This is a genomic window from Nitrococcus sp., assembly GCF_059432795.1.
Window position 1 is genome coordinate 22,579 of sequence record NZ_JBXWZQ010000045.1, and the last position, 22,282, is coordinate 44,860.

The following is a 22,282-nucleotide window of genomic DNA, read 5'->3' on the forward strand; positions in this document are numbered from 1 at the left end:
GCGTTACACGGGTCTCACCGCGGTGCTGAAAGGCTGCTTCCGGCCGTTGGAATTGGAATCCAACCACCCCGGCCCATCACGGTAGGAGCGGTGCGTTTCAGTGTCTGGGTGGCAACCCGGGCCTTCCAGGCCAGCTCGAGCAAAGGCCACAACGCGCGCGGCCGGCACCGCAATAGATTAATCAAGACACGGGGGCGCAATCGCCCAGCGCCCTCCACGATCTTAACAAAGGCGCCAGGCAGCGCCACCGTGGCCGGATCCACGATTACCCGAAGGACCAGAAACGGCAGCCCATGGCGGCTCGCCACAGAGCCAACGCCCCCGCTCTCCATATCCACCGCACCAGCGGCGTAGCGATCCCGCAACGTGGCCTTCTCCGCGGGGGTCGCAACAAGGCGCTCGCTGGCAAATAATCCCGCCTCATGCACCAATACGCCAGGCGAGAGGGCCGACCGGATGCGTTGGCGCCAGCCTGTGTCGGCGAAATAGACGTAACCCTGAGCGGTGACCACCCGATCGGCGATGACCAGCGTCCCCGTGGGAATCCCCGGATCTAGCCCGCCGGCCATTCCCCAGCTGATCAATGCCGTGGCGCCTTGTGCCACCAACTGCTCAGCCATGTGCTCCGCACCCGCGGCCCCAGGCCCCGACACGCCGATCATTGCTTCGATGGGCGGTGCCTGTGCGCGCCGGGAAAAAGATCGGCGATAGCCGAGGCACCGGGCTTCCATTGCCAACGCGCTGACTATACCGAGGCGACCCACGCCCGGTTCTCCGCGATGCAATTTCGGTAACGGGCGAGGGCCATCAGCGGGAAATACGCGTCGTAACCATGGTATTTGAGGTAGAAAACGCGCGGGAATCCCGGTGCCGTGAACCAGGGGCAGGACCACAGCCCGTCGGCGCGTTGACGGCGCAAAAGGTATTCGACACCGGCTCGCACCTCGGGCGAGTGGCATTCCCCGGCGGCGATGAGCGCGAGTAGCGCCCAAGCCGTCTGAAACGGTGTGCTTTCGTCGGCTTGCCGCCCGCACGACTGATCCAGATAGCTATCGTTGCTCTCTCCCCATCCGCCATCATCATGCTGGCAGCTTTTCAGCCAAGCGACCGCCTTGCGCACCCACGGCGCGTCTTGCTTGCAGCCAGCTTGTTCGAGCGCGGTGAGGGTCGACCAGGTGCCGTAGAGATAGTTGGTGCCCCAGCGCCCATACCATGGCCCTTCGATTTCCTGCTGGTCGCGCAGAAATGCGATGGCGCGGGAGAGTGCGGCGGGATCGCGCGACTCGCCATCCAAGCTACCCAGGAGGGCGACGACGCGAGCGGTAACATCGCTTGTCGGTGGGTCGAGCAGCGCGCCGTGATCGGCAAACGGAATCTCGTTGAGATAATAGCGTGTGTTATCGGAGTCGAAGGCCGCGAAACCGCCATTGGCCGATTGCATGCCGAGCAACCAAACCGTCGCCCGCTGGATGGACTCACCATAGCGCTCGGGCTCCGCGGCACGCTGCATTGCCCACGCCACAATCGCGGTATCGTCCAGATCCGGGTAATGATCGTTGCGAAACTGGAAAGGCCACCCGCCACCGGGCAGATTCGGGTGCTGCTCCGACCAGTCTCCCGGGGTATCCAACAGCTGCCCGTCCTTCAGCCAATCCAGGGCGCGACGGGTCTCAGTCCGGCTGGCGCCACCGTCGGCTTCCTGCAGGGCAAGGCATGCCAACGCGGTATCCCAGACTGGAGATAGGCAGGGCTGACAATAGGCGCGATCGCCTTGCTCCACCACCAGATCGCGCAGTCCCTTGCGTACCTGCTGACGCAGCGGGTCCTCGGCTGCATACCCGAGCAGCTCGAGCGCTTCGTACGAATTGACCATGGCCGGGAAAATCGCGCCCAAGCCATGCTCGCCATTCAAACGCGCGATGAACCAGTCCGCGGCCCGCTGCAACGCTCTGGCACGTACCGATCGGGGTATGAACCGCTCGAGACGCCGCCCGAGTGCATCGAGCGTTATGAACACTTGGTTGAGGCGGGAACGCGCCTTGAAATAACCCGTCTCGAGGTGCGGATCGGTAACAAAGAGTTCGCCGATATGTATGTCACGCGGATTACGGGCGCGCGGCTTGTAAGCCGCCAGGATGAACAAAGGCACCATAACCGTGCGTGACCAATAGGAGACCTTGCTCAAATGGAACGGAAACCAGCGCGGCAACAGGAGGATTTCCGGGGGCATGAACGGCACGCCGCGCCAGGGAATTTCACCGAAAAGGGCCAAAGCGATGTGGGTGAAGACATTGGCGTTGACCGCACCGCCTTGATCGAGTATGGCTTGGCGGGCGCGACGCATGTGCGCCGCCTCGGGGTCGTCACCGGCCAGCTTCAAGGCGAAATACGCCTTCACCGAGCAGCTGATGTCCATGTCACCGCCGTAGTAAAGCGGCCAGCCGCCGCTCGTGAGCTGGTGCTCACGAATATAGCGCGCGAGCTTGGGCTCCAGCGTTGCCTCGAGCTCTCCGGTATAGTGCATCATCAGGATGTATTCGGCCGGTATGGTGCAGTCGGCCTCGAGTTCAAAGCACCAGTAACCGTCCGGGTGCTGATGGGCTAGCAACGCATCGCGGGCCGCCAGAATCGCCTCGTCGATCGCTTGGGTGCCAGACTTCCGTGTATAGGGGGCAGCATTACCGATCCCGGCTGAGATCATCTCGGGCTGTTGCTCCATTGATCTCATTCAGCTCTCCAAACTTCTGGGCACGCACGCGGCAGGGGCTGATGTCGATCGCTGGGGTGAATCGCTCACACCCTGACGTGCCCGTGCCGCGCCACCGTGCAATCCACATCGCGTATTGGTAACCCTCGGGCCGCCCAATCAAAGAGACACCGCAACATGGTATCCCGCCCCGCTGCCAAGCCGAAGCTCAGCACCGTCGTGCGAACGGCGCGGCGGGATATCTTGACCTCGCGGCCCGAGCGATAGGCGGGGTTGGCGTGCAGGCGCTGCAGGGTGAGCGCCGCCATTGCCAACGACCAAAGACAGAATCGTCGTATACCGACTTCGCTCGGCGGCAGCAGCTGAACATAGGCCAAGGCGTTGCGAAGATGGCCGTGGGCGCGCGCCACCAATTCGCGTATTCCGGCGCCGAATGCCGGATCGTAATGCGCCTCGCTCAGATCACGCAGGTCGAACCCGTACTGCTGGAAAACGTCGCGAGGCAGCCAACAGGTACCCCGCTGACGATCCTCCCAGACGTCCTTCAAAATATTGGTCATCTGCAGGCCGGCGCCGAAAGAGACGCTCAGCGCACGCAGACGTTCTCGCACGCGGCCGATATCCCAGGAGTACTGGCAGAACAGATCCGTGAGCATCTCTCCGACCACGCCAGCCACGTAGTAACAGTAGCGCTCGAATTCCGCCATGTCGCAGAGACCGTCCGGCCGCCGATTGCGCTGGAACCACGGCATGCCTTCGCACATGATCCGCACACACCGCTCGAGTGCCGCACGCTCAGCGGCGGGCAGAGAATGCGTGACCGCGATCACCCCTGGAACGCGCCGGATGAGTTCGCGCTCGTCCGCCGACATCGTATCCGATAGCAGCGGATGGAGATCGGCCGCGAAGCGGTCGGGCGACTCATCCCCGCCGGCAACGATGGTGCGGAAGCGATCGTGAAAGCCCTGCTTCTGGCGGGCATTCAAAGTCGGCTCATCCTCGATCGTATCCGCAATCCGGCATAGCAGGTAGGCATTGGTCACAGAAGTGCGGAGCGGGTCGGGAAGCTGCGGAATAGTAAGGGCAAACGTGCGCGAGACCCCCGGCAGCAACTCCTGCTGGGAAGCTAAGGCGATCTCGCTCCGCGGGTGATAGTGGTCGCTGGCTTGCATATCGGGCGTATTCTCACTCCATGATAATGCAGAGCGGGGCGTCTGAAGGCTCAGCGCGCTTGCTCACCTGCTCTGTCCTAGCTCCCGCCAATCAGCAATGGCCGAATGTCCCGTTTATTAACTATTCCGTTTGTCTCGTTCAACCCCGAGCCAGCCGAAAGGAGTGTAAGCTCCGCGGCCGGCAGTAGCAAACGGCGTGCGTCCAAGGGAACCGGTTTGAGAGCCGCTCGTGTGGCTAATTGCCGCTCCACGGTTCAGCCGCCAGTGAATACGACGAGCGGCCATGGTGCCCGGCCTGATTGGAATGGCGCCTGCGCCGAGCATGCCGGGACTACCGGCAGATTGGCCTAGTATCGCTGGAGTGCCCTCCCGCAGAGGGGCTGTGTCGACCCTGCTGGACACTATCGCGTATAGTGGATCGAGACAGGCGGCACTGGCAGGAAGCAGCCCAGCACTATCACGGTGGCCGCCATGCTGACATGGCCGTTCTCCCGGCCCTCCTGTGACATTGCTTTGCAGGCGCGCACCCATGGCTCAGCTGCTCCTGGCGACCGTTGTGATCATCGCCGTCGTTGCCTGGCGCTCGGCCAGCGCGCGGGCAAACCTACCGCGAATCTTATGCTACACGGCTCTTGGCCTGCTCGTGTTACTGGTCGCGACCGGACGTGTGCACTGGATACTCGGCTTCGTTCTCGCCGCCCTTTTGCTATTGGGGCGACGCAGCGCCACGCCGCCCGACACGACCACGACCGGGCAGGAGAACGATTACGCAACGGACGCGCATTGCCGTCTGCAGACGAAAAATCTCGCGATCACCATCGATCCCCGCAGCGGCTGTATCGATGGCACGGTCCACGGCGAGCGTCTGCACGGGCGGCGACTGAGCGGCCTTACCCTGCGCGATTTGCTGATGCTCCACGAGAGCTATCTGGAGTTCGATGCCGAGGCCGCGGCGCTGTTGCGGGCCTATCTCGATCAAGCCCACAGCGGCTGGCGCGATCGCGTTCGCCACGAGGATGCATACCACGACCCGAGCGGCGCTACTGCCTTGTCGGATGCGCAAGCCCACGCCGTACTCGGATTGCCAATGGGCGCCGAGCGGGCACAGATCGTCACGGCTCACCGCCGGCTGATGCAACGCCTGCACCCTGACCGCGGCGGATCCGGCTATCTTGCCGCCCGCCTCAATGAAGCAAAAGCGCAGCTGTTGCGCAGGCACCGGACGCCGGGATGAGGGAAACCCGGCGGCGCAGCCAGCGGCAGCGAAACGCCCCGCTCGGGTGCCATCCCCGGACTTCGAAGGATGCGGCGGGCGGCAGGCTAGCAAGCAAGGAGGATATCGCGTTGCGCCGGAGCTACCAGTCAGTCATGACCCTCACGCTGGTCCTTGCCAGCGCCGCGGGCGTAGCGGGTGCCCGCTCGATACCGGCGGATAGCGCAGCCAGCGCCGCGAGCTCGCGAGCCGATCCAAGTGCCGCCGTTCACCACGAGAGCGCAAACAAGCGGGCGCTTACCCTGACGATTTATCAAAATGGCCTCGGCCTGGTGCACGATCGTCGCCGCCTCGAGCTCTCGCCGGGTAGCGATCGGCTTACCCTCCTTGATCTGCCTTCGCGTCTGAAGCCAGAGACGCTGGCTGTCACCCTGCACCCCAAGGCGCATATTCTCAGCCAGCGGTTCCGCAGCACGCATTGGACGCCCACCATGCTCTTGCAAGCGTATGAGGGCCGTGAGGTGCTGCTCGAGCCGCGTACCGGCGAGCATGACGAGACGCGTCGCGCCCTCTTGGTCAGCGCCCAGGGTAAGGAGCCGATCGTTCGCGTCGGAGGTCGGCTGGAACTGGGTGGGCCCGATGCGCCCTGGCGCATCGTCTTGCCGCCCGATCCCCGCATCGCGGTGTGCGGCCCGGCGCTCGATTTGCACCTTGCGCGGCCGGCTGGTGGTCACCGTCGCGTGAATCTGGTCTATCTCACCGACGGGCTCGGCTGGCAAATGGACTACTGGGCTGAGCTGCGCGGCGAACGGCTCCGCCTCCAAGGTTTCGCCCGGATCGTAAATCACAGCGCTGGAGGTTACCCGGAGGCCAAGGTGCGTCTAGTCGCCGGGGACATCGAGCGTGGCGACGGGATCGCTCCCTTCATGATGCAAGCACAGCGCAGGCGCCAAGCGGCGGAGACCGGCGGTACCGAGCCGGCTTTAGCGTGGCATTTGTATCGTCTAGACCAAACGGTGAACCTGCCTCGCGCCGCCGCCATTCGCCTGGAGCTGCTTCGCACCACTGAGTTGCAGGCGCAGCGTCGCTACCGGGTGAGTGCCAATGGGACGGACACGGGTGGTAAAGCTCCGGTTCAGGTTCGCCTGCACGTGGCTACCGACAATGCCGAACATCCGCTTGCCCTACCCGCGGGGACGGTGCGCGTCAAAGAGCAGGGCACCGACGGGGAGCCGCGTTACCTGGGCGCCGATCACATTGACCATACCCCGGCCGGCGAGCCCCTGGATCTGCTTCTGGGCACGGCCTTCGATCTCACCGCGCGACGCACACGCACGCTAATGCGCCGGCTGGGCAAGGATCACTATGAGGTCGCGTGGCGCATCGAGCTGCACAACACCCGGGCGAAGCCGGTCGAGGTGCAACTGCGTGAAGAGCTGCCCGGCGACTGGGAAATTGTCCAGCAAAGCGCACCACACGAGCGCTTGTCGGCGACGATCGCGCAATGGTCGGTCGCCGTGCCCGCCCAAGGCGATGCGGTGCTGAGCTATCAAGCCCGTTTTCAGCGCTGATTCGAGAACGCCGGCACGCATGCTGCGAAGTAACGTCTAAGCGGCCGGTTTCGCGGCTACTTCATGGCGCGCGCACGCTTGATGGAATCGTAAGCCGCACGAATCTCCTGGGTACGTTGTTGCGCCATCCGGATCATCGTCTCGGGTAACCCGCGGGCGACCAGCTTGTCCGGATGATGTTGGTTCATCAGCCGCCGATAGGCTTTTTTTACTTCCGAATCGCTCTCCCGGGGGCTGACGCCCAACGTGCGATAGGCATCGGCAAGCCCATCGCGCCGAGCGCCCGGCCGATTTGGTTGCGCGCGGCGATAGCTGCCGGTCAGGAAAGCCTCCAGGCGAGTATACTCGCTTTCCGCCAGCCCGAGCCGGCGGGCGATATGGAGCAACGCAACGCGCTCGGCTTCATCGATACGACCATCGGCCAACGCGGCTTGAATCTGGATTTCCAAAAACATGCGCAGCAGGTTGACCTGGCCGCGGGCGACGTGACGAAACTCGTTCAAGACGCCATCGAGATCGAAATGCGTGGCCTTGCCCGCGTTGAAATGTTCGATGGCCGCACGTCGTTGCTCCGCGGAGAGATTCATCTGCGCCATGATCGATTCCGCGGCAGCGATTTCGGCTTCGCTGATACGACCGTCGATCTTGCACACATGCCCCATGATACTGAACGTGCAGCGAAAAAACTCTTCGTGGATGCGCTGCAGCCCTCCCAGCGCGAAGCGCGAAAGGGTGAGACCGCGGTCGATCAGATGCCCCAGTAGAATGCCGATCAATGCGCCTACCAGCCCCCCGACCAGATAGCCGAGGAGACCACCGATAAACTTACCCATCCACAACATCCCGCGAACGATCTCCCCACGGCCGATTACCGTCACGCTTCCACCCTAGACGGGAAGGGACGATGACCCGCCTCGCAATAGTCTTGCCATCATCACGATATACGGACATTATGCACACAATGGGCAGCCACGCGGCAGGATGCTTACTCTCGGAAAGGGCAGCTATGGCGGTCAAATCAGCGTATCTCACGCCGGAGGAGCTGGACTATCTGCAGGAATTGATATTCGCTGCGGACGAGACGCACGATGCCGCGGCGGAGCGCCCACGCCAGTTGCTGCTCAGCCCTTACGGCGGCGACACCGAGCTATTGCTGCAGCTGCTCAAGGCCGAGCGCCTGCAGCTCAGGCTCGAGCGGGGGACCTACCTCTTCCTCTTCGAGCTCTATGCGGAGCGAGCGACGGCCGAATCGACGGTGGCGCTGCGTTTTAGCTATCCGACGATCATCGAGCGCTACGGTATCGAACGCGCGGCTCGTGTTCAGCCGGAACAAGGCGACATTCAGGTGGTCGACAACCAAGGCCTGCTGCAGGCACCGCAGGTGCGCGATATTTCCGTCACGGGCCTGTCGTTGACCGATCTGCCCTCGAACCTCACCCGCGCGGAACATCACCCCATCGATCTGCGCCTGCATCTGACCGATGCCGAACGCCTCGAGCTCAAAGGCCGGGTGGTCCGGATCAATCGCGACGAGAACGATGCCAAGCGCCGCACCGTCGGCATCCGGTTCGAGAACATAGACGCCGAGACCCAGGCGATACTCAACCGGTACATCTTCCGCCATCATGCGGAGACACGGCACTGAGGTCGCGGCCTTCTCGCTGACCCGCCCACAATCCCGTCGTGGCGCATCGCGCGCGCGGTGGATTCAACTTTGCGTCGCGAGCTCGGCAAGCCAATCATGCGGCTGCAGATAGCGCTCGTAGAGTTCGGCTTCCTTGGAACCGGGCTCCGGTTGCCAACCATACTCCCAGCGCACCAACGGCGGTAGCGACATGAGGATGGACTCCGCACGCCCCCCCGAATAGATGCCAAAACGCGTGCCACGATCGAACAGCAGATTGAACTCCACGTAGCGACCGCGCCGATAGAGCTGGAAGACGCGCTCGCGCTCCCCGTACTCGGTATCCTTACGGCGTCGCACAATAGGCAGGTAAGCCTCCAGGAAGGCATCGCCTACGGAACGCATGAAACCGAAGGCGTGCTCGAAGCCCTCGCCCGTGAAATCGTCGAAGAACAATCCCCCCACGCCGCGCGGCTCGCCGCGGTGCGGGAGATAGAAATATTCATCGCACCAGGCCTTGAATCGGGGGTAGAGCGATTCCCCGTAGCGATCACAGGCGATCTTCGCCGTCTGATGCCAGTGCAGCACGTCTGCATCGTAACCGTAGCAAGGGGTCAGGTCGAAACCACCGCCGAACCACCAAACGGGTGCTTGACCCGGTTCCTCGGCAAGGAAAAAGCGGACGTTGGCATGGGAGATCGGGACAAAGGGATTGCGCGGATGAATAACCAACGAGACGCCCATGGCCTGGTAGCGTCGGCCCGCCAACTCCGGACGGCGCGCACTGGCGGTCTCCGGCAGAGCGCTCCCATAGACGTGCGAAAAATTAATGCCGGCCTGCTCAAAGCTGATACCGTCTATCAGAACGCGACTGCGACCACCCCCGCCCTCCTCGCGAGTCCAGAGGTCCTCGTGAAACTGCCGGCCCCCCTCCTCGGCGCTGATCGCTTGGCAGATCCGGTCCTGTAGATCCAGGAGATACGTCTTGACGGCTTCGGGTCTGGGCTCATCCATTCGCGGCTTCTTCGCTGTCGACTTGCTAGTACCTATAAAGGCGTCCCGCTGGCACGCGCGGCCACCGATAGGCCGATTGCATGCACGGGTGGCTCTCGTCTCACTCCCGCAGTATTGCGCCCGAGCAGGCGTCAACGATAGGGGTGGGGCGGTCGAGCTGACCCGTTTTTCCCGGCACGATCGCGTCCAGACGAGGACCGAATAATAATCGCGTGCGTAGCGCCGTGCGTGCCGGCGAACCGCCGGCACGGTTGGCACTCGTCGAGACTATCGCGCCACCGAAGCTCCGACACAGCGCGCTGGCCATGGGGTGCGCGGTCACGCGTAGGGCGATCGTCCCGCGTCCTCCGGTCAAGCAGGCGGGAACCCAAGCAGCGGCGGGCACCACCCAGGTTACCGGACCCGGCCAGCCTGCCCTTATCCGTGCCGCCACCTTCTCGCTGACCGGCGCCATATACGCGGCGAGCCAATCCGGTTCGGGCGCAATCAATATCAACCCTTTGCGCGCCGAGCGACCCTTGAGCCCCAGCAGACGCGCGACAGCCGTATCGCAGCGCGGATTACAACCCAGCCCATAGACGGCTTCCGTGGGATAGGCGATGACGCCTCCGGCGCCGAGCAACGCCGCATAGCGGCGTAGACGAAAACCGGGCAGCAGCACGGCGCTCACATCAATCAACCGCTCTTGCGGCGGCGCCCGCCCCCACGGCGCGCGCTTTTACGCTCCGGCGCCTTGGCCAACAGTTGCCGACACTCCTCGAGATCAAACTCGGCCGGTTCCCGCCCCTTGGGAATGCGCGCGTTTTTCTTGCCGTCGGTGATATAAGGTCCGAACCGGCCACGCAGAATTTCCACGTCGGAGCCGTCGAAGCGTCGAATGAGCCGATTCGCGTCGGCCTCCTTCTTCTCGGCTACCAGCTCCAAGGCCCGCTCGCGGGTGATCGTATGCGGATCATCTTCACCCTTGAGGGAGACAAACTTATTGCCGTAGCGCACGTAAGGCCCGTAGCGGCCGATGCCAACCACGAGCTTCTCGTTCTCCGGCGTCTCGCCCAGCTCCCGCGGCAGCTTGAATAGCTTCAGAGCCTCCTCGAGCGTGATGGTGTCGATGCTCTGCCCCTGAATCAGGCCGGCGAAGCTCGGCTTTTCTTCATCGTTCGCACTGCCGATCTGCACATACGGCCCATAGCGTCCCAGCCGTGCGGTCACCGGCCGCCCACTGCCCGGATCGACACCGAGTTCGCGTGCCTGCATCACCTCGCCGCGCGAGACCTTGCTCTTGTCCTCGATACGCTCCTTGAATGGCTCCCAGAAGGCGCGCAGCACCGGGATCCAATCCCGCTCGCCGCGGGAAATCGCATCCAGATCGTCCTCCATTCGCGCGGTGAAATCGTAATCCACATAGCGGTCGAAGTGTTCCTTGAGAAACTTGATTACCACCCGACCGGTATCCGTGGGGAAGAAACGCCGATTCTCCAGTACCGCGTAATTGCGCTGCTGCAACGTGGACAAAATGGTGGCGTAGGTCGAGGGGCGACCGATGCCCCTTTCCTCCAGCGCACGCACCAGGCTGGCTTCCGAGTACCGCGGCGGGGGCTCGGTGAAATGTTGCTCGGGCCGGATCCCCTGCAGGGTGATTACATCGCCCACCTCCATGGACGGCAGCGTTCGCTCGCTGTCGTCGGAGACATTGCCGTCGTCGGTACCCTCCAGATAGACGGCCATGAAACCGGGATCCGCAATCGTCGAGCCGGTCGCGCGGAATACGCCCTCCTCGCCGCAGGCGAGGTCCACCGCAACGGTATTGATCGTCGCATGGATCATCTGGCAGGCAACGGCACGCTTCCAGATGAGCTCATAGAGGCGATATTGATCCTGCGCAAGATAGGGCTTGACCTCCTCGGGCACCCGCCACGCGTCGGTTGGCCGAATGGCCTCATGCGCCTCCTGGGCGTTCTTGGCGCGCGTTCGATATTGATGCGGGCGTTGCGGCACCTTGTCTCGGCCGTAGCGCTCGGCGATCACCTCCTGGATATTGGCAACCGCCTCCTGGGCGAGATTGACCGAGTCGGTGCGCATATAGGTAATCAGACCGATGGCACCGCTGCCGGTATCGATGCCTTCATAAAGCTGCTGCGCCACCCGCATGGTCTTTTGAGCGGAAAAGCGCAGTTTACGTGACGCTTCCTGCTGTAACGTCGAGGTAATGAAAGGGGCTGCGGGATTGCGGCGGCGCTGCTTGCGTTCCACCTTTGCAACGCGCAGCTGACCACCGGCCGCTTGCTCGAGCCGGGTGGTGACCTCATTGGCTTGCGTTTCCGCGGTGATCGAGAACTGCTCGATCCGCTCGCCGCCCAAGGTGAACAGCCGCGCCATGAAGGGCTGGTCCGCCTTCTCGAGATCGGCCTCGACCGTCCAGTATTCCTGCGATTGGAAGCGCTCGATTTCCTGCTCGCGCTCCACGATGAGCCGCAGTGCCGGACTCTGGACGCGCCCGGCGGACAGGCCGCTCGTAATTTTTTTCCACAGCAGGGGCGAGAGCTTGAACCCGACGAGATAGTCCAGTGCGCGCCGCGCCTGCTGCGCATTGACCAGATCGGTCGATAAGCCGCGCGGCTGCGCCATGGCCGCGTCGATGGCTCGCTGAGTGATTTCGTAGAAAACCACCCGGTGGATCGGCTTGTCGTCGAGCACACCGCGCTCTTTCAGCAGCTGCGACAAATGCCAGGAGATGGCCTCGCCCTCCCGATCCGGGTCCGTTGCGAGATAAATGGCATCGATCTTCCGCACGGCCTTGGCGATCGCATCGACGCGCTTGGCGTTGCGCTCGATGGTCGTGTACTTCATGGCGAAGTCCTGGTCCGTATCCACCGCCCCCTCCTTGGGCACCAGATCACGCACATGGCCATAGGAGGCGAGCACCTCGAAATCGGCCCCCAAGTACTTGTTGATTGTGCGCGCCTTGGCTGGCGATTCGACGATTACCAGATTTTTTGCCATAGCGAAAAAAAGGTCTGAGAAGGATCCGAGGGACAAAGACAGCGTGTGCTAGCTGCGAGACGTGATCAGTGGAGGGGAAACGCCGTATCGTCGAATATCAGGTTCTCCATACAAGCGTACGCCTCTTCCTGTCCCGGCTGGCTGAACAGAACCATGAGGACTACCCACTTCAGCGTGTCCAGATCGATTTCATCGTCCAAGGCCATCATACGATCGATGACCAGCTCACGGCTGACCGACGTCAGAATGCCGACCTGCTCGAGATAAAGCAGGAAACCGCGGCAATCCGCCTCCAGCTTGGCCATCTCCGGCTCAATAAACAACCGGATCGAGCGTTTGCTGTCGGGTTCCAAAACGGGAACAGTGCGACGATCGGCAAGCGCGTCGAGCCAATCGAATGCCTTACGAATCTCAAGCTGGCTGAAGCCGGCCTCAAACAGCTCCGTCTCGATTAGCTCCCTGTCCGAGCCCAGTTCTTCGTTGTTATAGAGGTCGTTTTCGAACAAGTACATCAGGACGTCGAAAACGTTTTCTTTCATCCTTACGCCCCTTCACCGAGGCGGGCGTATCGACCGCCTGGACAGACCGCCACGTAGCCCATCAACTCCAATTCTACGAGCATGGAGGAAAGCGTATCGGGCGTCAATCCAGTGCGCTGAAGCAGCACGTCGGCCGGAACGGGATCGTAGCCCAACGCCTCCAGAACGTGCCGGTAGCTCCGATCCAACCTGGCGTCACGCGCGTTGGTATCGACTGGACTCGCCGCCATCGGCTCCGCCAAAGCCGGAAGCTCTTCTAGCACATCGGACCCCGACTCGACCAGTTTCGCTCCCTGTCGAATCAGCGCATGACAGCCCCGCGCAAGCGGATTGTGTACTGACCCCGGTACGGCAAACACCTCCCGCCCCTGCTCCAGGGCGTGATCCACCGTGATCAACGAGCCGCTGCGGGGGCTCGCCTCGACGACCAGCGTGCCCAAGGACAAGCCGCTAATGATGCGATTACGTTGTGGGAAATGCTCGCGCCGCGGGCCGATACCCGTCGGAAACTCGCTGACCAGGGCTCCGCGCTCGACAATGGCGCGCGCCAGATCGCGATGGCGCACGGGGTAGATGCGGTCCAGGCCGTTACCCAGAACGGCGACCGTAGGCCGCTGCGCCTCGAGCGCGCCACGGTGGGCGCAGGCATCGATACCAAGCGCCAGACCGCTGGTGACGGTCAACCCGGCACGTGCAAGGTGTGTCGCGAACGCCCGGGCGTTGCCGATGCCGCCCGGCGTCGGATTACGGCTGCCAACGATGGCAAGCTGGGGACGGCTCAAGACAGCGGGCTCACCGGCGACGAACAACAATGGCGGAGGCACCGGGATGCGCCGCAACAGCTCCGGGTAGGCTGCATCCGTAAAGCACACCAGGTGGTGATCGTCGCTCTCCAGCCAGCGCAGATCGGCTGCCACCCCGGTGTCCTCGGTGCGCGGAATCGCATCCAACACCTTGGCCGGGAGCCCCGTCTGCGCTTGCTCATTGCGCGAGGCATTCAGGAAAGCCACCGGGGTGTGGAAGCGCTCGAGTATGCGCTGAAACGCTCGGGCGCCGAGGCCAGGCGTGCGGCATAGGCGCAGCCACCCCGCCAGTGGCTCGCCGCCGGAATGGTTTGACATGAGACGTTGTCCTGACGCCGAAACTTGCTGGGCGTGTTGCGCGCCAATGTCGCCCGGTGATTGCCTATCGCCGTGCGGGTATCCCAGCTTGCTGCAATGTCTGCCGCGCCGGACTGCGGACCAGATCATGAACCCGCATCGCGCGGGTCGCCTCCATGATCAACCCGAAGCTCATCCGGGGGAAGGTACGAAAAATGATCATCTCTCCCGCCCGCTCGGCCGGCAGGTCCACCCGCTGCTGGCCGCCACCGAAACGATCGATCACCTGCTGCCCCGGCTTGTAGACGAGCAGCACGTCTCCGGATTTGAGGCCCTGCGCCTCCCCGCGGTTGATGGCCACGACGTTGTACTGACCGATCTGGGAGACGCCGCCCATGACCGCGACGATCAGCCCATCGACCGGGTGCGCGGGCGGGCTCGGATAGAAACGCCCCCTGAGCGCCTCCTCCTCCACGGCCAGCAGCCGGTCCCCCGGCAACACTTCGCGATTGCTGCGTTTTATGACACACGTGGCGGGCTCGCCATTCGGGCGACACACGGCATCGCCGACGTGGGCGGCTTGATAGCCGAGCACCACCGCGTTTTGCGGGTCCACCAGCGGCTCTCTCTTGCGCAGAATGGCGTATATCGTGTGCGTTTCGCGCTCGCCGAGGCCGCGCACGTAGATCGGATCGCCGGGCGCGCCCATGACATGCTCGTCCGCCGCGGCGACGATGTGGGCCGCGCCTTGCCATTGCTCCGCCGAGACCATGCGATCACCGGTGAGAAACGGTCTGAGGGCGTTGATCGGGATCGTCGGCACCGCCTTTTCGAGTTCCTCCACCCGAACCCGCGGCGAGAGCTTAATGGTCCCGCCTTGGCGCTCCACCATGAGCCGCGGCTTGCCCCCAACAGTGGTAAACTTGATGACATCCCCCGGATAGATCAGGTGCGGGTTCTTGATATCCGGATTGCCATACCAGATTTCAGGCCAATACCAGGGATCTTTGAGAAAGTGCGCGGAGATATCCCAAAGGCTATCCCCGGGCTGAACGGTATATTGATCGGGATGCCCCGGTTTGAGCGCGACCTCGGCGGCCACGAGCGGGGAGGCAAGCATGAGCAGTGCGCACAGCAGCCAGGCAAACTTATTTCTGAACATCGACGTTCCCTGTTTAATGCCCTGTCCATGGTAGCGGCAACGGAACAGAATTCGTTATAGTTTGCAGTGGATCGTCATCGATCAAGACTAGCAGCGAAATATCGCCAGCCGCAACGGATCAAATATGGCTATTTTGGATATTTTACACTATCCGGACCCGCAGCTTCGCACGCGGGCGCAGCCGGTCGAAGCGGTGACCGACGAGATCCGCCGCTTGGTGGACGATCTTTTCGAAACCATGTATGACGCCCCCGGCATCGGCTTGGCGGCCACGCAGGTCAACGTGCATCAGCGTGTTCTGGTCGTCGACATTACGGAGGCCAGGAACGAGCCACTTGCGTTTATCAACCCGCAGATACTGGAACGCAGCGGCGAGGAGGAGATGCAGGAGGGCTGCCTATCGGTGCCCGGGTATTTCGATACGGTGCGTCGTGCCGAATGGGTGAAGGTTCGCGCGCAAGACCGCAGCGGCGAGCCTTTCGAGCTCGAAACGGACGGCCTGCTGGCCGTTTGCATTCAGCATGAGATCGATCATCTCGACGGCAAGCTCTTCGTCGATTATCTCTCCGAGCTCAAGCGCAAGCGTCTGCGCAAGAAGCTGGAAAAACAGTCGCGACAGGGCACGATGCCGGCACATCCGACGCAACGGGTGATCTGAGCCACGCGCCCCTCGATGAACGATGCTCCGCGAATCGTCTTCGCGGGCACGGCGGAATTTGCGGTGCCCGCGCTGCAGCGGTTGAGCCGCGGACCGCAGCGCCTGGTCGGCGTGTACACGCAGCCGGACCGGCCCGCCGGCCGCGGCCGGCGGCTGCGTCCGAGCCCCGTCAAAGTGGCCGCGCAGCAATGCGGCTTGCCCGTGCATCAGCCTCCGAGCCTTCGCTCTCCCGCAGCACAGGCAGAGCTCGCGCAGTTGGCCCCCGACGTCATCGTGGTCGCGGCCTATGGCTTGATCCTCTCCGCTGAGATATTGGCCATCCCGGCGCTTGGGTGCTTGAACATCCACGCCTCGCTGCTGCCGCGCTGGCGCGGCGCCGCGCCGATACAGCGAGCGATCGCCGCGGGCGATCGCCGGACCGGGATCACCATCATGCGCATGGACGAGGGCCTGGACACCGGCGCCATTCTGGCTCAGCGGGATTGTGCGATTGACGTGGACGATACCGCCGGCGATGTCCACGATCGGCTCGCCGCTCTGGGCGCTGAGCTGATCGCGGAGACGCTGCCACGCTGGCTCGCCGGCGAGATCGTGCCGCAGCCTCAGGATACGAGCCGGGCCACCTATGCGGCGAAGCTGAATAAAGGAGAGGCAGTCATCGACTGGCAGCGTTCAGCCACGGAAATTGCGCGCCGGATTCGAGCTTTCAACCCCTGGCCTGTCGCGTACACGCTTCATCGCGGGCATACGCTTCGCGTCTGGTCCGCACGGGCGCTGAACACGACGATGCGGCTCGCGCCCGCGGGGAGCATCACCAAGACCGGCGAATCCGGGATTGACGTCGCCACCGGCGAAGGGCTCCTGCGGATCGAGGAGTTGCAGATCCCGGGTCGCCAGCGCCAACGCGCCAAGGAGTTTCTCAACGGTTACGCGCTCACCTCCCGTGATCGCCTCGGCTAACGCCATGCCGAGCCGAAACTCGGAGTCGAGCGCTCCCGCACCCCCACGTCAGGCGGCCGTGCACGTTTTATACAATGTCCTGGCGCGTGGCCGCAGCCTGCCGGATGCTTTAGCGCGCTGCGTAACCGAAGGCGGGGACAGTCGCGACCGCGCGCTCTGCCACGAGCTCTGTTATGGGGTTTTGCGTTGGCACTCCCGCTTGGAAGCATTGGTGCACGGTCTGCTGAAGAGGCGCCCGCGCCGCCGCGACCGCGATCTCAGCCTGCTCCTGGAGATCGGGCTGTATCAATTGTTGTATATGGAGATACCGCCGCATGCCGCGGTTTCGACCACTGTGGACACCGCCCGAGCACTCGGCAAGAGCTGGGCTGCGAGTTGGATCAATGCCGTTTTGCGGCGCTTCCAACGCGAGCGCGCTGAACGGCTCGAGGCCGTAGACCTCGATTGCGCTACGCGTCATGCCCTGCCCGACTGGCTGCTGCGGTGGCTAGTCGCGGATTGGCCCACGGAATTCGAGTCATTGGTGCGGGCAAGCAATGCACGCGCTCCGCTGACCGTGCGAGTCAACCGCCGCCGCACCTCCCGCAAGGCTTGGCTGGCACGGCTGGACACAGTCCCCCTTACAGCCACCGAGGTCATGGGGCTGCCACAGGCCGTAACGCTGAATCAGGCGCGGCCGGTCACCGAGTTACCCGGCTTCGCCGACGGTGAAATTTCGGTGCAAGACGCGGCCGCGCAATTCGCCGCCGCGCTACTGGCACCGCAACCAGGGCAGCGCGTGCTCGATGCCTGCGCCGCCCCGGGTGGAAAGGCGGCACATATCCTGGAGCAGGCGGAGGTCGCCTTGACGGCACTCGACATCGACGCCCAACGGCTCGCGCTGGTGGAGGAGAATCTGGTAAGGCTGGGTCTGCGCGCGAAGCTTCTGGTAGGGGACGCCGCGGAGCCCGAAAGCTGGTGGGATGGACAGGCCTTCGACCGTATCCTGGTCGACGCGCCGTGTTCCGGCACCGGGGTTATTCGCCGCCATCCCGACATCAAATGGCTACGGCGCGCGGATGATCTCGCGGCGCTGAACGGCGTTCAACGCCGGCTGCTCCATCGTCTCTGGCCGCTGCTGAGCAGCGGCGGGAGGCTGGTATATGCTACGTGTTCGGTGCTGCGAGCCGAGAATGACGCGGTGGTCGAGTCGTTCCTTCGCGAGCACGACGACGTCGGCGTGCGCGCACCCGATATTCCGCTGGGACGTGCGCTGCGGTTCGGTCACCAAAACCTGCCCGGCGAACGGGACCTGGACGGATTTTACTACGCGTGCCTGGAAAAAAGGTGACAAGCCCGGCATTGCTTTGCTTGACGGAGCACCGGCGATGGTTGCTCGCCCTTGTGTTGGTGTTGGTAGCGACGCTGGCCAACGCGGGCGCGGATGGCGAATTTCGCATCCGTGCCGGCACTGTATCCTTGCATGAGGGTGTCTATTATCTTGACGCGGAGGTGGAATATCACCTGGGCGAGGCGGCACAGGAGGCCTTGGACAACGGCGTACCGCTTTACGTGGAGCTCGAGATAAAGGTTATTCGGCCGCGCTGGTGGACGTGGGGGTGGTGGGATGAAGACGTCGCGGAGCTCACCCAGCGTTATCGCCTGCAGTACCACGCCTTGAGCCAGCGCTACGTGCTGACTGCCATCAACAGCGGTGAGACCCGCAGCTTCCGCCGTCTCTCGGCGCTGTTGCTGGAGCTGGGGAAAATCCGGGCGCTGCCGGTGATCGACGCCGAGCTCCTGCAAGCATCCCAGCAATATCAGGTCCGTGCCCGCGTTCGGCTGGATCTTGACGCCTTGCCCCGGCCGCTGCGCACGGTCATCTATTTATCGCCGGAATGGCGGCTGGTAAGCGATTGGCATCAATGGCCGCTCGGTTCTTAAAACGAGTGCTCCTACGCGAGGGCACGGTGCGCATTGCACTGTGCCTGTTGCTTCTGACCTCCCTGTACCTGCTCACGGCGGCAACGGAAAACTCCGCGCGCTTTGGCCGTCTTTACAGTTGGCTGCTGCTGTTCAACACCGCTGGCCTGGCGGTGTTGCTGGGCCTTATCGGCCACAACCTCTGGCGGCTCATCGTAGCGTTCCGCGCTAAACGCGCCGGCACGCGCCTCACTGCACGCCTGCTGTTGCTGTTTTTGGTACTCGCCGTCGTCCCCGGCACGGTCGTTTACGCGTTTTCCATGCAATTTTTGCGCAGTGGCATCGACAGCTGGTTCGATGTGCGCGTGGAAGAGGCACTGAACAATGCGCTCAAGCTATCTCAGGCCTCCCTCGATTTGCGCATGCGTGATGTGCTGAAGCGCGTCGAAGCGGCAAGAAATCAGCTTGGCGATGGACCCGATGGTATGCTGCCGCTAACGCTAGGGGATCTACGCGAGCGCATGGAGGCCTCCGAGCTGACGCTGCTCGGCAACAATGGGCGGATAATCGCCTCCAGCAGCCAGGACCCGGCCGCGATTCTTCCCCATCGTCCGGAAAAGGAAATCCTGCTGCAGCTGCGCCAAGGGCGTCCCTATGTCGGGTTGGAGCCAATCGACAACGCGGGTCTGCAGATTTATGCCGTCATCCCGGCGCCCGATCCGAGCAACCCGCAGAACAATCGCATCCTTCAGGCGCTCTTTCCACTCTCGCCACGTCTGGCAGAGCTCGCGGGGGACGTCCAGCGGGCATTCAGCGATTACCGCGAGATCACCTACCTGCGCGATCCGCTCAAAGAGAGCTTCATTCTTACTCTGTCGCTCATCCTGCTGCTCTCGCTCTTGTTCGCAGTATGGTCGGCGTTTTTCCTGGCAAAACGTCTGGTCGCCCCCATCAGCGGGTTGGCCGAAGCCACGCGCGCGCTGGCCCAGGGAGATTACGGGACGCAACTTCCTGCAGCAGGAAAAGACGAGCTCGGCTTCTTGGTTCGCTCCTTCAACGACATGAGCCATCGCGTCGCTCTCGCCCGTAACGCGGCGCGCCTGGGGCAGGCGCAGGCCGAAGCGCAGCGCGCGTATCTAGAGACCGTTCTGGCACGGCTCTCCTCTGGCGTGCTGGCGATTGACCGAGAAGGGATATTGCGCACTCGCAATCAGGCAGCCGATCACATCCTGACCGTGCAGCTCGCGCAGGGCATCGGCAAACCGCTGACGGCCATGGCACACGCGCATCCGGATATCGCGCCGTTCACGAACTTGGTCGCCGAACGCATGGCGAGCGACCTGCCCGAATGGCGCGAGGAGCTGATCCTGACAACCGGCGAGGGCCGCCGCGTGCTCATCTGCAGCGGTGCGGCGCTGCCGGCCGATGTGGCCGCTGGCGGTCACGTGATCGTCTTCGATGACGTGACCGCTCTGATTCAGGCGCAGCGCGACGCCGCCTGGGGCGAGGTGGCGCGGCGCCTGGCGCATGAGATCCGCAATCCCCTGACGCCGATTCGCCTCTCTGCCGAGCGCATTCGTCACAAGTATGTGGCGCGCGAGGATGGCCAAAATGCCGAGATGCTCGAGCGCGCCACCCGCACCATCATCGCTCAGGTTGATAACATGCAGGCGATGGTCAAGGCTTTCTCGGAGTATATGCGCCCACCGAAGCTGGAACTGCAGCCGCTGAACCTGAACGCGCTCATCCAGGACGCGGTGGAGCTCTATCGCGGCAGCCCGGATCAGCCCGAATTCGCGCTATTGCTCGCCGATCCGTTGCCAAGCCTGCATGCCGACGTGGGACGTTTGCGCCAGCTGCTGAACAATCTCATTCGTAATGCCCTGGAGGCCAATCCGACCGACCGGCGCTGTCAGATCACCATCGCCACGCGTGTGGGGCGGGATCACGACGCCGAGGCGGTCGAGCTGATAGTCAGCGACAACGGGCCGGGCTTTGCCGAGGATGTGCTCAGTGAGATCTTCGAGCCCTATGTCACCACCAAGCCGAAAGGAACCGGGCTCGGCCTGCCGATCGTCAAACGCATCGTCGAAGAGCACCATGGACGCATCTCCGCTCGCAATACCCGGGTGGGCGCGCAGATTATAGTCCGCTTCCCGGTAGCGGCGGAGCCGCGTCGCAGTGAAACGGAGCACCGTGCGAGGACCAGCAGAGAGACATTCCTATGAATGCAGCGTACGTACTGGTCGTTGACGACGAGCCGGATATACGTCAGTTGGTCAAGGAGATCCTGGAAGACGAGGGCTATCAGGTCGCAACGGCCGGCAGCGCCGCCGTTGCGCGCGAGATGCGCCGGCGGCGCTGCCCGGATCTGATACTGCTCGATATCTGGATGCCCGAGGAAGACGGCATTACTCTGCTCAAGGAGTGGAGCGAGGCCGATAACAGTCGCTGCCCGGTGGTCATGATTTCCGGGCACGGCACGGTCGAAACAGCCGTGGAAGCGACTCGCCTCGGGGCCATTGATTTCATCGAAAAGCCGCTGTCGATGGCCAAACTCCTCGTGACCGTACGCCAAGCCCTGGCCAAGAGCGCGCACAAGCCCACGGAAAGCTCGCTGGCGGAACCGACCCGCGCGTTCGAGCCCATCGGCCACAGCCATTGCCTGAGCGAGCTGCGTGGGCAGGTCCGGCGACTCGCGGCACGCGAGAGCTGGGTGCTCTTCACGGGTGAGGCCGGAAGCGGCAAGAAGTGCTTCGCCCGTTACCTCCATGCGCTCAGCGAGCGCCATCAAGGCCCGCTCGTCGAAGTCGCCGCCGGTTCCATCGCGGGCGAGCGAGCGGCCGAGGAACTGTTCGGCTGCATGGATACGCCGGGTCGGCTGGAGGCAGCCAGCAACGGGACCTTGGTGCTCGACGAGGTCGCCGATCTCGAGCGGGAGGCTCAGACCCGGCTTGTATCGGCGTTGGAAGAGCAAGGGTTTCAGCGCATCGGCAGCAATCAGCCGCTGGCGTTGACTGCTCGCATCGTCGCGCTAACGCGCCTGGATCTCGGGGCTGCGGTGCGATCCGGGCACTTTCGCGAGGATCTCTATTATCACCTCAACGTCGTACCGGTACGCATTCCGCCGTTGCGCGAGCACATCGAGGACATTCCCGATCTGCTTTCCTTCTACGTTGACTACCTGGTAGAGCACCAAGGTTTGCCGTATCGGCGCTTCAGCGTGGCAGCGCAGAATCGCTTGCGCAATTATGCCTGGCCGGGCAATGTGCGGGAGCTGCGCAATTTGGTGCAGCGGCTTTTGGTGCTCGGCGAGCGACTGGAAATTACGGTATCCGAAATAGAGAACGCCCTGGTCGCCGCCGAGCAAATCGCCGAGACCGGTGCCGCTGCCAGCCTGCCGGGGTTATCGCTGGATAGGCCATTACGCGAGGCGCGCGAGGAGTTCGAACGCCTCTATCTGCAGCACCAGCTCAAACGCGCCGCGGGCAGCGTCGCGCAGTTGGCAAGATTGACCGGCATGGAGCGTACCCATCTCTACCGCAAGCTGCGCGCGCTCGGAATCGACCCCAAGGAGAGCGCCTGAATCGTGCACAAGGAGCTCGGCGGGGATCACACGACAGCAGAAAAGCGGCGCTGATCCCATGCACATCATAAATC

The 22,282-nt window shown here is 63.3% G+C and carries 19 protein-coding genes; 9 read left to right on the forward strand and 10 right to left on the reverse strand.

What is annotated here, in order from left to right; genetic code table 11:
* Nucleotides 1–14 precede the first annotated feature (14 nt).
* The 3 genes from AC52Q4_RS03825 to AC52Q4_RS03835 all read right to left on the reverse strand — a co-directional run bounded on the left by AC52Q4_RS03825 (nucleotide 15) and on the right by AC52Q4_RS03835 (nucleotide 3,879).
* Nucleotides 15–731, reverse strand: coding sequence for a phosphorylase family protein (locus tag AC52Q4_RS03825; RefSeq protein ID WP_495535517.1), 717 nt, complete (start codon nucleotides 729–731; stop codon nucleotides 15–17).
* A 14-nt stretch (nucleotides 732–745) separates the two neighbouring features.
* Complete coding sequence (shc, locus tag AC52Q4_RS03830) at nucleotides 746–2,728, reverse strand: squalene--hopene cyclase (RefSeq protein ID WP_495535478.1); 1,983 nt, start codon at nucleotides 2,726–2,728, stop codon at nucleotides 746–748.
* 65 nt (nucleotides 2,729–2,793) lie between these two features.
* A complete protein-coding gene (locus AC52Q4_RS03835) occupies nucleotides 2,794–3,879 on the reverse strand; it encodes a phytoene/squalene synthase family protein (RefSeq protein WP_495535479.1) in 1,086 nt (361 codons plus the stop codon).
* A 529-nt stretch (nucleotides 3,880–4,408) separates the two neighbouring features.
* Here AC52Q4_RS03835 and AC52Q4_RS03840 point away from each other — a divergent pair.
* Together AC52Q4_RS03840 and AC52Q4_RS03845 are read left to right on the forward strand one after the other, a co-directional pair.
* Complete coding sequence (locus tag AC52Q4_RS03840; protein ID WP_495535480.1) at nucleotides 4,409–5,113, forward strand: J domain-containing protein; 705 nt, start codon at nucleotides 4,409–4,411, stop codon at nucleotides 5,111–5,113.
* A gap of 134 nt (nucleotides 5,114–5,247) precedes the next feature.
* Nucleotides 5,248–6,663, forward strand: a complete 1,416-nt coding sequence (locus AC52Q4_RS03845) for a DUF4139 domain-containing protein (RefSeq protein ID WP_495535481.1) — start codon at nucleotides 5,248–5,250, stop codon at nucleotides 6,661–6,663.
* 56 nt (nucleotides 6,664–6,719) lie between these two features.
* On the opposite strand, the gene djlA is transcribed toward AC52Q4_RS03845, so the two are convergent.
* The gene (djlA, locus tag AC52Q4_RS03850) at nucleotides 6,720–7,496 is read right to left on the reverse strand and encodes a co-chaperone DjlA (protein WP_495535482.1); all 777 of its coding nucleotides are present in this window, start codon (nucleotides 7,494–7,496) and stop codon (nucleotides 6,720–6,722) included.
* A gap of 173 nt (nucleotides 7,497–7,669) precedes the next feature.
* Here djlA and AC52Q4_RS03855 point away from each other — a divergent pair, with 173 nt between their 5' ends.
* Nucleotides 7,670–8,308 (forward strand): flagellar brake protein, encoded by a 639-nt coding sequence (locus AC52Q4_RS03855; protein WP_495535483.1) that lies wholly within the window; start codon nucleotides 7,670–7,672, stop codon nucleotides 8,306–8,308.
* Nucleotides 8,309–8,371: 63 nt separating this feature from the next.
* Here the strand turns inward: AC52Q4_RS03855 and hemF are convergent, their stop codons facing one another.
* The 6 genes from hemF to AC52Q4_RS03885 all read right to left on the reverse strand — a co-directional run bounded on the left by hemF (nucleotide 8,372) and on the right by AC52Q4_RS03885 (nucleotide 15,102).
* Entirely contained in the window at nucleotides 8,372–9,301 is a 930-nt protein-coding gene (gene hemF / locus AC52Q4_RS03860) for an oxygen-dependent coproporphyrinogen oxidase (RefSeq protein WP_495535484.1), read from the reverse strand.
* A gap of 100 nt (nucleotides 9,302–9,401) precedes the next feature.
* Nucleotides 9,402–9,962 (reverse strand): L-threonylcarbamoyladenylate synthase type 1 TsaC, encoded by a 561-nt coding sequence (tsaC, locus tag AC52Q4_RS03865; protein ID WP_495535518.1) that lies wholly within the window; start codon nucleotides 9,960–9,962, stop codon nucleotides 9,402–9,404.
* 14 nt (nucleotides 9,963–9,976) lie between these two features.
* Nucleotides 9,977–12,301 (reverse strand): DNA topoisomerase I, encoded by a 2,325-nt coding sequence (locus tag AC52Q4_RS03870; protein ID WP_495535485.1) that lies wholly within the window; start codon nucleotides 12,299–12,301, stop codon nucleotides 9,977–9,979.
* Between the two features lie 65 nt (nucleotides 12,302–12,366).
* Nucleotides 12,367–12,840 carry a Smg family protein gene (locus AC52Q4_RS03875; RefSeq protein ID WP_495535486.1) on the reverse strand — a complete coding sequence of 158 codons (474 nt, stop codon included), beginning with the start codon at nucleotides 12,838–12,840 and terminating at the stop codon, nucleotides 12,367–12,369.
* A 2-nt stretch (nucleotides 12,841–12,842) separates the two neighbouring features.
* The gene (gene dprA, locus AC52Q4_RS03880; RefSeq protein WP_495535487.1) at nucleotides 12,843–13,961 is read right to left on the reverse strand and encodes a DNA-processing protein DprA; all 1,119 of its coding nucleotides are present in this window, start codon (nucleotides 13,959–13,961) and stop codon (nucleotides 12,843–12,845) included.
* Nucleotides 13,962–14,025: 64 nt separating this feature from the next.
* Nucleotides 14,026–15,102 carry a LysM peptidoglycan-binding domain-containing protein gene (locus AC52Q4_RS03885; protein WP_495535488.1) on the reverse strand — a complete coding sequence of 359 codons (1,077 nt, stop codon included), beginning with the start codon at nucleotides 15,100–15,102 and terminating at the stop codon, nucleotides 14,026–14,028.
* 124 nt (nucleotides 15,103–15,226) lie between these two features.
* On the opposite strand from AC52Q4_RS03885, the gene def reads away from it, so the two are divergent.
* Genes def through AC52Q4_RS03915 form a run of 6 tightly spaced genes read left to right on the forward strand, consistent with a single transcriptional unit; the run spans nucleotide 15,227 to nucleotide 22,208 of the window.
* Nucleotides 15,227–15,760: a peptide deformylase gene (gene def, locus AC52Q4_RS03890; protein ID WP_495535489.1), complete on the forward strand. Its 534-nt coding sequence runs from the start codon at nucleotides 15,227–15,229 to the stop codon at nucleotides 15,758–15,760.
* Nucleotides 15,761–15,775: 15 nt separating this feature from the next.
* Nucleotides 15,776–16,720, forward strand: coding sequence for a methionyl-tRNA formyltransferase (fmt, locus tag AC52Q4_RS03895; RefSeq protein WP_495535490.1), 945 nt, complete (start codon nucleotides 15,776–15,778; stop codon nucleotides 16,718–16,720).
* Between the two features lie 4 nt (nucleotides 16,721–16,724).
* Nucleotides 16,725–18,050, forward strand: coding sequence for a 16S rRNA (cytosine(967)-C(5))-methyltransferase RsmB (rsmB, locus tag AC52Q4_RS03900; protein ID WP_495535491.1), 1,326 nt, complete (start codon nucleotides 16,725–16,727; stop codon nucleotides 18,048–18,050).
* Nucleotides 18,032–18,643: a DUF4390 domain-containing protein gene (locus AC52Q4_RS03905; protein ID WP_495535492.1), complete on the forward strand. Its 612-nt coding sequence runs from the start codon at nucleotides 18,032–18,034 to the stop codon at nucleotides 18,641–18,643. The genes rsmB and AC52Q4_RS03905 overlap by 19 nt, the downstream gene beginning before the upstream one ends.
* On the forward strand, nucleotides 18,625–20,850 hold the full coding sequence (locus tag AC52Q4_RS03910; protein WP_495535493.1) for a sensor histidine kinase: 2,226 nt from the start codon (nucleotides 18,625–18,627) through the stop codon (nucleotides 20,848–20,850). Before AC52Q4_RS03905 ends, AC52Q4_RS03910 begins: the two co-directional genes overlap by 19 nt.
* A complete protein-coding gene (locus tag AC52Q4_RS03915; RefSeq protein ID WP_495535494.1) occupies nucleotides 20,847–22,208 on the forward strand; it encodes a sigma-54-dependent transcriptional regulator in 1,362 nt (453 codons plus the stop codon). The genes AC52Q4_RS03910 and AC52Q4_RS03915 overlap by 4 nt, the downstream gene beginning before the upstream one ends.
* Nucleotides 22,209–22,282 lie beyond the last annotated feature (74 nt).

What these genes read in the sequence shown, in the direction of transcription:
- AC52Q4_RS03825 (WP_495535517.1), bottom strand. Translation starts at nt 731, where the DNA reads ATGGAAGCCCGGTGCCTCGGCTATCGCCGATCTTTTTCCCGGCGCGCA.
- shc (WP_495535478.1), bottom strand. Translation starts at nt 2,728, where the DNA reads ATGAGATCAATGGAGCAACAGCCCGAGATGATCTCAGCCGGGATCGGT.
- AC52Q4_RS03835 (WP_495535479.1), bottom strand. Translation starts at nt 3,879, where the DNA reads ATGCAAGCCAGCGACCACTATCACCCGCGGAGCGAGATCGCCTTAGCT.
- AC52Q4_RS03840 (WP_495535480.1), top strand. Translation starts at nt 4,409, where the DNA reads ATGGCTCAGCTGCTCCTGGCGACCGTTGTGATCATCGCCGTCGTTGCC.
- AC52Q4_RS03845 (WP_495535481.1), top strand. Translation starts at nt 5,248, where the DNA reads ATGACCCTCACGCTGGTCCTTGCCAGCGCCGCGGGCGTAGCGGGTGCC.
- djlA (WP_495535482.1), bottom strand. Translation starts at nt 7,496, where the DNA reads ATGGGTAAGTTTATCGGTGGTCTCCTCGGCTATCTGGTCGGGGGGCTG.
- AC52Q4_RS03855 (WP_495535483.1), top strand. Translation starts at nt 7,670, where the DNA reads ATGGCGGTCAAATCAGCGTATCTCACGCCGGAGGAGCTGGACTATCTG.
- hemF (WP_495535484.1), bottom strand. Translation starts at nt 9,301, where the DNA reads ATGGATGAGCCCAGACCCGAAGCCGTCAAGACGTATCTCCTGGATCTA.
- AC52Q4_RS03870 (WP_495535485.1), bottom strand. Translation starts at nt 12,301, where the DNA reads ATGGCAAAAAATCTGGTAATCGTCGAATCGCCAGCCAAGGCGCGCACA.
- AC52Q4_RS03875 (WP_495535486.1), bottom strand. Translation starts at nt 12,840, where the DNA reads ATGAAAGAAAACGTTTTCGACGTCCTGATGTACTTGTTCGAAAACGAC.
- dprA (WP_495535487.1), bottom strand. Translation starts at nt 13,961, where the DNA reads ATGTCAAACCATTCCGGCGGCGAGCCACTGGCGGGGTGGCTGCGCCTA.
- AC52Q4_RS03885 (WP_495535488.1), bottom strand. Translation starts at nt 15,102, where the DNA reads ATGTTCAGAAATAAGTTTGCCTGGCTGCTGTGCGCACTGCTCATGCTT.
- def (WP_495535489.1), top strand. Translation starts at nt 15,227, where the DNA reads ATGGCTATTTTGGATATTTTACACTATCCGGACCCGCAGCTTCGCACG.
- fmt (WP_495535490.1), top strand. Translation starts at nt 15,776, where the DNA reads ATGAACGATGCTCCGCGAATCGTCTTCGCGGGCACGGCGGAATTTGCG.
- rsmB (WP_495535491.1), top strand. Translation starts at nt 16,725, where the DNA reads ATGCCGAGCCGAAACTCGGAGTCGAGCGCTCCCGCACCCCCACGTCAG.
- AC52Q4_RS03910 (WP_495535493.1), top strand. Translation starts at nt 18,625, where the DNA reads ATGGCCGCTCGGTTCTTAAAACGAGTGCTCCTACGCGAGGGCACGGTG.
- AC52Q4_RS03915 (WP_495535494.1), top strand. Translation starts at nt 20,847, where the DNA reads ATGAATGCAGCGTACGTACTGGTCGTTGACGACGAGCCGGATATACGT.